The following is an 11780-nucleotide window of genomic DNA, read 5'->3' as shown; positions in this document are numbered from 1 at the left end:
ATTCCCTTTATGTTGAGATTTTGAGTTACTCAAAATAAAAGGCAGATGCAACCTTGTCAAACAACACATCCCATCACAAAATTTGGGACATTATCTTCTTGTTATGAGCAAAAACGATATTTCCAGCAGTCTGGAAGATTATCTCGAGGCAATCGCCGAGATCATCGAGCGCAACGGGCATGCGCATACCAAAGATATCGCCGACCGGCTCGGCGTGAAAATGCCGTCGGTCACCAATGCGCTGCAGGCGCTTTCGGCGCGCGGGCTGATCCATTACCAGTCGCACAGCCCCGTGGAGTTGACGACCGAAGGGGCGCAGACCGCCGCGGTGATCCGTCACCGGCATACGGCCCTCAAAAAGTTTTTCTCCGAGATTCTGAAGTTGGAAAACAAAGAGGCCGACACAACCGCGTGCAAGATCGAACATGTGATCGGCGAAACGGTTCTTTCGCGCTTCGTGGCGCTGATCGACGCGATTTCCGACCGGGAGGATTGCGCGCCGCTGCGGGAATACCTCGCCAGCACCATGCCGAAAATCTGCCCGGATGAAACCGAGGAGCTGATTTCGCTGGACCAGCTTCCGAAAGACAAATCCGCCGTGGTGGTCAAAGTGGCCGAAGGGCTGCGGGGCCTGAAGAAGTTCGCGGATCTCGGGCTGGTGCCGGGAACGTTGCTCCAGTTTGAAGGCCGTGCTCCGTTCGGGGATCTGTTGCGGATCAAGGTGATGGGCAGCAGCCTGTCGCTTCGGGCCGGAGACGCCCAGTATATCTGGGTCAAGCTCGCCGACTGACGGCGGCTTTTTTTGAATATGAATTTAGCAGCATCTAACAAAATCAGGATTGCTTTTTATCATGGATAAGCATATTTACCGGATCGCGCTCGCGGGTAACCCGAACTGCGGAAAAACCACGATTTTCAACCAGCTGACCGGCACCCGGCAGCACGTCGGCAACTACCCCGGCGTGACGGTCGAACGCAAGAGCGGCATGTGCCGGATCAACGATTTCCAGATCGAGATCATCGACCTGCCGGGCATTTACAGTCTGTCGAACTCCTCGCCGGAGGAGAAGGTCGCGTTTCAGGAGCTTCTGAACGGCGGGATCGACCTGATCCTGAACGTCGTCGACTCCGGCAACGCCCAGCGCAACCTTTACCTGACCACGCAGCTGGCCGAACTTGACCTGCCGATGCTGCTGGTGTTCAATATGATCGACGACGCGAAGCAGCGCGGGCTGCACTTCGATTTTGAAAAGTTGAGCGGTTTCTTCGGCGCTCCGATCGTAAAGACGGTCGGTTCGACCGGTTTCGGCATGAAGGAGTTGCGCGACGAGGTCTACCGCATTGCGCATGAGGCGACGCCGCAGCGGCCGGTCAAGCCGAAGTACGGCCCCAAGACCGATCAGGCGATCCGGGCATTGACCGACGAGGTCGCCAAAGTGCAGCGGCCGGAAACCCGGCTGGTTCCGGCCCGCTATTTCGCGATCAAGCTGCTGGAAAACGATCCGGAAATCTGTGCGCGGCCGGAATTCGCGTCGCTGCTGGCGTCGGCCGAGGAGTGGCGCGAGGCGATTACCACCCGGAACGGGATCAACAGCCGCACGCTGATGGCGGACTTCCGCTACGGCGTGATCGCCGGAGCCTGCCGGGAGGCGATTTCGATCAGCAACGAACGCCGCCGCCAGCTCTCCGACACCATCGACAAATATGTGACGAACCGGTTTCTCGGCGTGCCGATTTTCCTGGTGATGATGTATCTGGTCTTCATGTTCACCTTTACGGTAGGCCAGTATCCGATGGACTGGCTGGAAATGCTGTTCGGCGCGCTCGGCAACGGGATCAATTCGATCTGGCCGGCGGGACAGGCGGAGTTTCTGCGGGCGCTGCTGGTGGACGGCATCATCGGCGGCGTCGGCGGCGTGCTGGTGTTTCTGCCGAACATCCTGCTGCTCTTCATCGCAATCGCGTTTCTGGAGGGGACCGGTTATATGGCGCGGGCGGCTTTCGTGATGGACGGCTTCATGCACATGTTCGGGCTGCACGGCAAAAGCTTTATTCCGATGCTGCTCGGTTTCGGCTGCTCGGTCCCGGCGGTGATGGCGACCCGCACCATCGAATCCGAACGCGACCGGCTGACCACGATTATGGTGATCCCCTTCATGAGCTGCGGGGCGCGGCTCCCGATCTACGCTTTGATCATCCCTGCCTTTTTCGCGCTGAAATACCAGGCGCTGGTGATGTGGCTGATGTACGTGATCGGCGTGGTGGTGGCGCTCGGCGGCGCGCTGCTGTTGAAATCCACGATTTTCAAAGGGGAAGGGGAGGTGTTCGTAATGGAGCTGCCGCCCTACCGGATGCCGACGCTGCGCAGCATCCTGATCCAGATGTGGGAGCGGGCGGTGCTCTATCTGCAGAAAGCGGCGACGATCATCCTGCTTGCGTCGATCGTGATGTTCGTGATCACCACTTTCCCGGAAAAGAAGGAGTTCTCCACCGATTTCGAAGCGAAGATCGCGCAGGTCGAGGAGTCGAAAAAACTGACGCAGGAGGAAAAAACGGAACAGGTTTCCGCATTGAGCGGAGAAATGCAGTCCGAGAAGCTGCAGTATTCGATCGCGGGCCGGATCGGCAAGGGGCTGGCCGTGGTGCTCAAACCGCTCGGCTTCGACTGGCGGGTCAGCTCCGCGCTGATCGGCGCATTCGCGGCCAAGGAGATCTTCGTCGCCCAGCTCGGCGTGCTTTTCTCAATCGAGGGTGCCGATGAGACCTCCGAAACGCTGCAAAGCCAGCTGCGCAAGGCGTATACGCCGCTGCAGGCTTTCTGCATCATGCTTTTCTGTTTGCTGACCGTCCCCTGCATGGCGACGGTCGCGGTGGTCAAGCGGGAGACCAACTCGTGGAAGCTGACTTTCCTGCAGATCGCCGGTTTTACCGCGGTTGCCTATGTGCTGACCCTGATCGTCTATCAGGGCGGTACGCTGCTGCAGCTCGGCACGAAGCTGTTGCTGTGATGATGACGGCGATGGAATTTGACGAGGCGTTCCGGCGGCTGGCCGGAACGGTGAGGGAGAAGCTCGAACGGGCCAGCGGCTGCCATGATTTCGATCACACCCTCCGGGTGTTGCGCAATGCGGAGCTGCTGGCGAAGGAGCTTCCCGCCGCCGATTTGCGGATTGTGCGGCTGGCGGCGCTGCTGCACGACTTCGCCCGTCCCGAGGAGATGGCCGCGAAGGGAAAGCTCTGCCACGCGGTACTGGGAGCGGAGCTGGTCCGGCCATTGCTGGCCGAAGCCGGGTTTGAACCGGAAACAGTCGACCGGGTGTCGCAGGCGGTGTTGACCCACCGCTACCGGGCGAACCGGATCCCGGCGACGCTTGAGGCGCAGATTGTCTATGATGCGGACAAGCTCGACTCGCTTGGAGCGGTCGGGATCGGCCGCGCTTTCCTGTTTGCCGGACGTGAGCACGCGCGGCTCCATAACACCCGCGAGGAGGCGCTCGGTTCCGCGGAGTACAGCCGCGAGGATACCGCCTACCGGGAATATCTGGTGAAACTGAGCAAGCTGCCCGGCTGCATGCTGACGGCCCCGGGCCGCCGCATCGCCGGGGAACGGGCCGGATTCATGCATGAGTTCTTTGACCGGCTCAACTCCGAAACCGGCCTGTAATACCGGTTCCTTCTGACACATTATCCCGCATTCCCGGCGGGATTTTTTTTGTTCACTTGTTGAACATTAAAGTTCATCAGATAAAATATTGTTCAAAATTTTTGGTTTTGCTATTGACATTTACCGCATTGTTTGGTATAATTAATCATAGTTGAACGATGAACTTTCAATGAACGGAATAAACTCATGGCGGAATATTCGATACGGGACATCGCGCGGATGGCAGGTGTTTCGGTGGGAACCGTGAGCCGGATCCTGAACAACGCCGACAACGTCAGCGACGAAATTCGCAGGCGGACGCTGGATGTGATCCGGCAGGTGAATTATCAGGCGGGCAGGCGCGGACGCCGCCCGGTGCACACATTCGAACGGGTTCCGGAGAGGAACGGCCGAAAAATCCGGACGATCGCGATGCTTTCGCCGGGCATGTCATCGGCGTGGAAAGGCAATGAATTGTGGACCACTTTCCTCTCCGGCATCGAACGCGCCTGCGGCGAACGCGGCGCGCGGCTGGCGATCTATATGGCCGACATGAATCCCGACGAGATCGTCCGGGAGATTTCGCAGAGCGCCGACGGCGTGCTGATCAAAACCAATCAGGTGATGCCGGATTATACGGAAGAATTGATTTCACGGCTTCCCTGCGTCGGTTTCGGCGCGCTTCCGACGCCCGGGGCATACCCGCAGGTGGTGCTGGACAATCACGCGGGCGGTGCGATTGCGGTGCGCGAACTCCTGCAGATGGGGCATCGCCGGATCGCGTTTTTGAATCATGAAGCGCAGAACGGCATTTTCATCGCCCGTTCCAACGGTTATATCGAAGTGATGAAAAGCGCGGGATTGTTCCGTAACGAATATCTGCTGGAGCTGCAGCTCGCCGAATATCACAGCATCACCGCGCCGGAAACGGTTCCGCCGGACCTCTCCGGCGCGCTCAGCCGCCTGATGGCGCTGCCTGAACCGCCGACGGCGGTGGTGGTCGGGAATGACTGGGGCGCATTCGGCCTGCTGCGCGCCTGCCGGACGTGCGGGATGCGCGTTCCCGAGGATTTGAGCATAATCGGCATGGATGATTCGGGAAATCTGCCGACACTGGTGACGCCGACACTGGCTTCGGTGGCGATGCCGTTCGATCAGGTTGCATATTTCGCCTCCTGCACGCTCTGCGACCTGATGGAGGGAGTAGGAACCCACCAGCGCAATGTATCCTCGATCGTGCAGATTGCCGGTGAACTGAAAAAACGCGATTCGATCAGGCCGGAAAGCGTATAGTCCCATAATAGCAAGTATGTTAAGCGTGCGGCAAGGTGCCGCTGCCGGGTGCGCGCTCTACGCCCTTCGAGGTCGCGCGGCGGCTGATACAGACAGGCATTGGTTGGTTTGCAAAGCCGTTTACGCGGCGTACAATAAGCGCGGCAAGCGCCGCGAACGAATGTGAGGGAATTACTTGCCTTTGGCAAGTAACGAGGAACGATAGTGACGAAGCCGAACGTAGAGAGCGAAGCCCCTCCGGCGTAGTGAGCGCAGCGAACGTTGAGGAGTTGACGGGCGCAGCCCGGCAAGTAAGCGGCGAAGCCGCGCCCGCGAATGGAAGTGCTTCGCAAGTCAACAGGAGGTCCGGACGGGCGATCGTGCACGCCGCAGGCGGGCAGGCTTTGAAAAAGCCCCTCCGGAGCCATCCGCATAAGACATAACAACCAGTTTGTGACTGGCAACGATACGGAAAGGCGAATTAAACTTAAGTATAATTACATGATCACGTGCGACTGAAAAGTGGAGCCAGAAGGATGCTTCGCGTCGGAGAAAAATCAGGAGTAAACAGATGATTATAAAGCGGTAAACACCACAATCATATTAACATACTTGCTATTATAAGACGGAGGAAAAAATGAAAAAACAAACTTTTACCTTAATTGAGCTGCTCGTGGTGATAGCCATTATCGCGATTCTGGCGGCGATGCTGTTGCCCGCTTTGAACCGGGCGCGTGAGGCGGCGCGGCAGACATCCTGCCTGAACAATATGAAACAGATGGGAACGTTCATCGGTCTGTACGGCGCGGATAACGAAGATTTGCCGCCAACCTCGCGGCGCGGCGATTACGGCGTCGGAAAAGTATTGTATGATGCCGGATATATCAACACTTCCGGACTGAAGTTCCTGCGCTGCCCGGGAACGCAAGGCAACCGCATCCGTTCCAACGACGGCGGGGTGGATATCAATGGGACGAAAACCTATTTCGGCATCACGCTTCAGCCGAATCTGTTCTTTATGCCGATGGAAGATAAAAGCATGGTGGGATCGACTCAGTTGAATCTGTATGACGGGCCTTATTACAAAAAGATTTCCTCTTTCCGCAATCCGAGTACGACTATGGCGATGGGGGAATATTTCAGTACCGGTTGGGATGCCGATCCGACGGTGGTTGCCTGGGTTAAGTACGTAGAAATGCACGAACCCTCCGGTTTGCTGCTGATCAATGCCAAGACTGCCGCCACCCATGACGGTACTGCTAAAAATATGTTATATATCGGCGGTAACGCCGGTAAATTCCGGCTGAGTCCGAACCGCAGCGCAATCGCGACCAAGGAACTCTGGGGCACTAAGACCAATATCTGACAACTGAAAGAAAAGATTGATTCAATATGAAAAAACAATATGTTTGGTTAGCCGGCATGGCGTTTGCTTTGGGAACTGCCGGCTTGGGGGCAGCGCAGATCTTTCAGGAAAAGGATTTGCAGTTCAAACCGTCGGATAACGGTTCTGATACCGGCGCTTTCCAATCGAAGGTGAACGACGGTGTGATTGAAATCGACTTCACCGACCGGACCAACCAGGATAATTATCTGCATATCGATCTTGGGAAATTCGATCTCGCCGAATATCTGCCCGGCGGTTATCTTGAAATTGACGCGGAGGTGGATCGGCCGATCCTGCGGATCGCCGCTTCCCTTTCCGAACCGGCCCGGTTCTGGCCGACCCGGCTGTTTGTGGAGCAGGAGGCGACGATGAAACCGGGACGGCGGGCCTACCGTTTCTATTTCGACACCCTGCCGGCGAAGCGGCTGAAGGCGAACCGCGACCATCTGTATATTTTCCTGCATGATATCGGCGGCGAATCCAAAGGAAAGGCCAAGGTCCGCATCCACGGCACCAGACTGGTGAAGAACGCCCCCGATTACACGCAGCAGAAGAATGCGTGCTACCGTGAACAGTACAACTGGCGCAATTACCCGGAACTGGGCAAGTTCTACCGGGGCAAATACGACCGGCTGGTTCCGGCTGAGGCGCTGGACGCCAATCCGTTCGTCTCCTCCGTGAGCTTGAACGGCGAGTTTCAGAAGAGCTTTATTGGCGACATCACCTGGAAGTACGACCAGCTCACCGACACCTCGTTCGCCCGTCCCGGCGAACCGTTGAAAGCGGCGAAACGCGTGACCGTGCCGGAGGCGCCGGTGGCGGATCAGCCCGGCGGCTACTATCTGTACAAGAAGAATTTCAATTTCACTCCGAAGGCGGGCGAAAAAGTCTACCTGCGCATCGGCGACCTGGCCGACAGCGCCGAGATCTACTTGAACGGCGAACGGATCGGCACCCAGTCCGGTGCGCGCAAGCGGCATGAGTGGGTGTTGGAAAACGGTTCGCGCCAGACCAACACCTGGGGCAAGCCGGTCAAGGAGGTGGTGAAATTCCAGCACTTCGAGCGCATGGGGATCAAGTGCCCGTTCAATCCGGCCGACCTGCCGGATGCCGAAGTGATGATGCTGCCGATCTACACCGGCGAATATCCGTGGAACTATGCGTTCGACGTCACCGATGCGCTGAAAGCGGGTGAAAACACGCTGGCGATCCGGCTCTACGGCAATCCGGTCAAAGGGTGGTGGATTTACCGGCACACCGAGGACCGTTCCTATAAGAATATCTTCGGTCTGCTGGGCGATGTCGAACTTCTGGTGGAGGCGCGCCCGGCTTTCGTGCAGGCGGAAAGCACCAACGCCGGACAGGTCGCCGCCGACGGCACCGTGGAACGGGTGTTCAGCGGCAAGACGGTTCCCGGCGTGAAACGCGTGACGGTGACCGGTCACGACCGCCGCCTTGAACTGCCGGTCGACGGGCAGGGCAATTTCCGCGGCTCGCTGCGGCTTCCCGCCGGTTTCGACCGCTGGAATTTCACCTTGACCGCATTCGACGGGGAGGGGCGCGGCGTGGGCAGCCGGGATATCGCCTTCAACGGTTCGGTGATCGAACTGCGCGACGGGCGGCTCTATGTGAACGGCGACCGTTTCGTGATCCGCGGCATCAACGGCGAGGTCGGGATCGAGTGGGACAACGACCGCCGCCAGACCCGCCGCCGCTGGCTCAAGATGCTGGGCACCTACAAGCAGCTCGGCTTCAACGCGCTCCGGATCGAGGGCGCGACGCCGCAGCAGTTGCAGGATGCGCAGGACTACGGCCTGATGGTGATGCCGGTGTACGCCTCCGGCTCCTGCAACACGACCGAAGTCGCGCTGGGCAACCTCGAAGCGCCGGACCATGAGTTCAACACCGATGCGCACAAGGAGATGGCGCTGACGCTGTCGCAATACCCGAACATCCTTTTCTGGAACTCCGGCAACGAGAACCACCATACCGCCGGCTACAACGACAAGGTGCTGATGGACCGGTATCTGGAAACGGCCGAACGGTATCTGCACAAGTTCGACCCGGACCGCCGCCCGGTCACCTACGCCAATCTGGATACGTTCGGCACCGACTGGTTCTTCACCGCGGGGCAGGGGGTGCTGGGCTACAACAGCTACCGGTTCCCGGATGACTTCACGCAGATGATGAAGGAGATCTATCAGGAAACCAGAATGCCGGTCGTTTTCTGTGAATGGGGATTGACCGAGAATGAGACCAAAGGCACCGCGCTGCGGAAAAAGGATATCGCCCAGTGGGAAAAGGATATGGAGGCCAAGCTCGCTTCGATGCGCAACACCGAAGGGTGCGTCGGCGGCTTCCTGTACGCCCACCACGGCGAACTGCTCGACGTGCGGGGCCGGGAGTTCCTGCAGAAGGTGATGGCGCCTTTCCGACTGACGCGGGAAGGCAATACGATCAAGTTTGAAAATCAGGATGTCGCGACACTGCGCAAGGTCAGCATCCAGCTGGTTTCGCCGGACAATGTGGTGGAGTCGGAGTGGCTCGACGAATTGAAGCCGGGCCGTTCGCTGCGGATCGCCTGCCCCGCCGAACTTCGCAACGACGCTTCGCTGCGCCTTGAAATCCGCTTTGAAACCCACCGCGGATTGAAGCACGCTTATACGAGAATGGTCAACCGGATCACCGAGGCCAAATAGGAGGAAAACGAAAAATGAAGAATCTGTACATGACGTTGGCGATGTGCGCCGCCGCCGGAGCGATGGCCGGAGAGTTCTACCGGCTCGACCTGAACAACATGGAGCCGGGGACGGTGCTGGTGAAAACCGATTCGTCCGGTAAGATGAGTTCTCTGCGCCCGACGTGGGGCATGTGGCCGCGCACGCCGGATTCGGTCGGCGCGAAAGTCGTCGAACGGGACGGCAGGAAAGTCCTTGAAATCGAAAAGGGGTTTCAGGTCAACGCCGCGGAGTGGAGCGCCAAAGAGAATGACGCCCAGCAGAGCGTGGTCTACTGCCGCGCCTCTTTCCTGATCCCGGAACTCGCGGGCAAGGGGATCGTCGGCTCGCTGCGGCTGCAGCAGGTCAACAACCGCACCGCCGCCTTTATCGGTTTCGAGCCGAAAGGGGACCGGTTCGATGTGCTGGTCAGCAACGGCGACGGCAACGGCAAGGTGGAGTGGCAGAAGGTCGGCCGGGTGGAGCCGGGCAAATGGTTCACCGTCGATATCAGGCTGGATTTCAACAGCAGAACCTGCGATGTGGCGCTCAATGGCGGCGGCTGGCAGACCGGCAAGAGGTTCCGCCATGCGTCGAGCTGGGTCGGCACGATGTGGGCGCAGGATCTGGGCAGCCGGGATTACCGTTATGACATCGAGGCCGGCGGCGTGACGCTGCTGGTACGCGATATTGTGTTCAGTTCTGATCCGATTGGAGAATAAGTTATGACAACGCCGCGCGGTTCGCTCCGGAATTTTCTGGAGGAAAGTCCTTTCCATGAGTTTCTGGAAAGCTGCTGGAATGGAAGTTACTATCTGAATTTTCCGGTTTCCTCCGGCAATCCGGCCTATGATCCGGGCGGCGTCTGCGCTCATGCGCTCTACTATCTGGTCTATGCGGAGAAACTCGGCCTGAAACAGGTTCGTCCGGGCCGGGCGGCGCAACTGGCCGCCTGGCTCGCCACGCAGGTGCGCGAGGACGGCTACTGCCTGACCGACAACGGTTTCACCGACCACCCCGCCTACGCCTCCACGCTGGGCGACGCATTGGGAACCAGCCTTTGCTACGCCTCCGAAATCGGTTTGCCGGAAGAGGAGCGAAAGCAGGTGCTTGCGGCGCTGACCCGGCTGGCGGAGCGGCATCCGCGCATCCGTTTCCCGGAAGGGGCGCAGGGCAAGACCCAGCAGCTCCGCTTCGAACTGCGCATCTATTACTGGATGGCGCTGCTTTCCGGCGATCCGGTCTGGAAAGAGCGGTTCAAGCTGGCGCTGGACCGCGGCATTTACCGCTATACCCATGCCGCCGCGGTGGACGGCCCGCTGCTTCAGCCGAGCCTGAACCCGGACTGGACCTGGAACTACGTCTGCGGCGGCGGCCTGACCGACCGGCACGCGACCAACACCCACACGCCAGCCTACTATTGCACGGAGCCGAACGGATTCATGTTCGTCTATCTGCACGCCTTGAAGCACGGCGTATTCGAGCGCCGCGACGATTTCGACTGGCTGTGCCGGAACTATATCGCCGGACTGCCGCGCAACCTGAGCCGGGCCGGGAACCTTTCTAGCGACCTCGACGGCTACGGCATTCACCGCGCCTGGTACGGCCCGGTGCTGGTGGAGGGGATTCCGCTCGAAGCCGCCGCGCTGGCCGAAGTGCTGGGATTGCCCGAACTGGCGGGGTACTGCCGCTGGTATGTCGACCGTTACATGGAGTTCGTGAAGCGCCGCCCGACCTATGCCGGAAGCGGCCTGCCGGAGGCGCAGCCCTACGGCCACAAGATCAATATCGAAGCGCAGTTTTCGCAGCTGGCGAGCGCGCGTTTCTACGGCTCGATCGCGCGGGCGCTGGCCGAGTTCGGCGAGGTTGACGCGATTGCTCCGGTTGAGCCGCCGGCCTATGGTTCGTTCGCGTGGGAAGCGGGCTGGCTGCGGATCAGCACTCCCGAATACGAGACCTCTTTCGCCGGGCACACCTGTCTGCGGAATATTCCGGTGGTCCCCTGTTACGGCGACCCGAACCTCGGCACGCTGATCGGCGGCGCTCCGCTGGCGACGCTTTTCTCGAAAAACGAACTTTTGTACGCCGCGAGTTTCCCGGCGGCTTCGCTGTGGCATATCGAATTGGACGATCACAACGGCCGCCGCTTCCTGAGCTGCTCGACTTCGCCGGAGGACGATACCTCCGTGACGGTCCGGCGCTCACCGGATGGAGCGATGCTCGATTCGACCGCGTTCGATCCCTATGACGCCCCCTGCAATCTCTTCCTGAAAGACGGGGAGTTTCTCGAACTGAACTGGCAACGGCGGGATCGGGCGAACCGGTTCGATTTCTACGTGCACAACCGCTATCACGCGGACCGGATCGAACTGGATTTCGGCCTGAAGGGGATGGCGGGGCATTACTGCGACCGGGTCACATTCGTGCTGCCGATCCCGGATGAAACGGCGGAGTTCCAAGATGCTTCCGGCGAATTTCACCCGCTGGCGGAACTTTCCGGCCTGCCGGAGGCGATCCGCTGGCGGCGCGGGAACCGTACCTGCCTGATCGACGCGCTGGAGCTGACCGGAGCATCGGGCGGCGCCAGACTGGCGGTGGCGGTGCGGAAACTCCCGGCTGATCCGGGAATGCCCGGCGGCGTGAACAGCTTTTCGCCGTATTCGACCAAGTCATTTTTCTGCGTGGTTCGCAAGACAAATATCCGGAACGTCTCCGCAAAGTGGTCGTCTGCGATGTGGAAAACCATCGGACATTGACCTTG

General features: G+C 59.3%; 8 protein-coding genes. All 8 read left to right on the top strand.

Going from position 1 to position 11780, the window contains the following annotated elements; translation table 11 throughout:
- The first annotated feature begins 103 nt into the window (after window positions 1-103).
- The 8 genes from C8D82_RS20025 to C8D82_RS19990 all read left to right on the top strand — a co-directional run bounded on the left by C8D82_RS20025 (window position 104) and on the right by C8D82_RS19990 (window position 11775).
- Window positions 104-790 (top strand): metal-dependent transcriptional regulator, encoded by a 687-nt coding sequence (locus C8D82_RS20025; protein WP_116886071.1) that lies wholly within the window; start codon window positions 104-106, stop codon window positions 788-790.
- 61 nt (window positions 791-851) lie between these two features.
- Window positions 852-3008 (top strand): ferrous iron transport protein B, encoded by a 2157-nt coding sequence (gene feoB, locus C8D82_RS20020; protein WP_116886070.1) that lies wholly within the window; start codon window positions 852-854, stop codon window positions 3006-3008.
- Window positions 3008-3664: an HD domain-containing protein gene (locus C8D82_RS20015; RefSeq protein ID WP_116886069.1), complete on the top strand. Its 657-nt coding sequence runs from the start codon at window positions 3008-3010 to the stop codon at window positions 3662-3664. Before feoB ends, C8D82_RS20015 begins: the two co-directional genes overlap by 1 nt.
- Window positions 3665-3850: 186 nt before the next feature.
- Window positions 3851-4936, top strand: coding sequence for a LacI family DNA-binding transcriptional regulator (locus C8D82_RS20010; protein WP_116886068.1), 1086 nt, complete (start codon window positions 3851-3853; stop codon window positions 4934-4936).
- Window positions 4937-5552: 616 nt separating this feature from the next.
- Window positions 5553-6281 (top strand): type II secretion system protein, encoded by a 729-nt coding sequence (locus C8D82_RS22000; RefSeq protein WP_116886067.1) that lies wholly within the window; start codon window positions 5553-5555, stop codon window positions 6279-6281.
- A gap of 116 nt (window positions 6282-6397) precedes the next feature.
- Window positions 6398-9001: a glycoside hydrolase family 2 TIM barrel-domain containing protein gene (locus C8D82_RS20000; protein ID WP_165833230.1), complete on the top strand. Its 2604-nt coding sequence runs from the start codon at window positions 6398-6400 to the stop codon at window positions 8999-9001.
- 14 nt (window positions 9002-9015) lie between these two features.
- Window positions 9016-9741: a hypothetical protein gene (locus C8D82_RS19995; protein WP_116886065.1), complete on the top strand. Its 726-nt coding sequence runs from the start codon at window positions 9016-9018 to the stop codon at window positions 9739-9741.
- Between the two features lie 3 nt (window positions 9742-9744).
- Window positions 9745-11775, top strand: coding sequence for a hypothetical protein (locus tag C8D82_RS19990; RefSeq protein ID WP_116886064.1), 2031 nt, complete (start codon window positions 9745-9747; stop codon window positions 11773-11775).
- Window positions 11776-11780 lie beyond the last annotated feature (5 nt).

It is taken from the genome of Victivallis vadensis, assembly GCF_003096415.1.
In the GTDB taxonomy this organism is placed as follows: Bacteria; Verrucomicrobiota; Lentisphaeria; order Victivallales; family Victivallaceae; genus Victivallis; species Victivallis vadensis.
The sequence above is the reverse complement of the archived record's forward strand: the minus strand, read 5'-3'. Positions and strand labels throughout refer to the sequence as shown.

What these genes read in the sequence shown, in the direction of transcription:
- C8D82_RS20015 (WP_116886069.1), top strand. Translation starts at nt 3,008, where the DNA reads ATGATGACGGCGATGGAATTTGACGAGGCGTTCCGGCGGCTGGCCGGA.
- C8D82_RS20025 (WP_116886071.1), top strand. Translation starts at nt 104, where the DNA reads ATGAGCAAAAACGATATTTCCAGCAGTCTGGAAGATTATCTCGAGGCA.
- C8D82_RS19990 (WP_116886064.1), top strand. Translation starts at nt 9,745, where the DNA reads ATGACAACGCCGCGCGGTTCGCTCCGGAATTTTCTGGAGGAAAGTCCT.
- C8D82_RS19995 (WP_116886065.1), top strand. Translation starts at nt 9,016, where the DNA reads ATGAAGAATCTGTACATGACGTTGGCGATGTGCGCCGCCGCCGGAGCG.
- C8D82_RS22000 (WP_116886067.1), top strand. Translation starts at nt 5,553, where the DNA reads ATGAAAAAACAAACTTTTACCTTAATTGAGCTGCTCGTGGTGATAGCC.
- C8D82_RS20010 (WP_116886068.1), top strand. Translation starts at nt 3,851, where the DNA reads ATGGCGGAATATTCGATACGGGACATCGCGCGGATGGCAGGTGTTTCG.
- feoB (WP_116886070.1), top strand. Translation starts at nt 852, where the DNA reads ATGGATAAGCATATTTACCGGATCGCGCTCGCGGGTAACCCGAACTGC.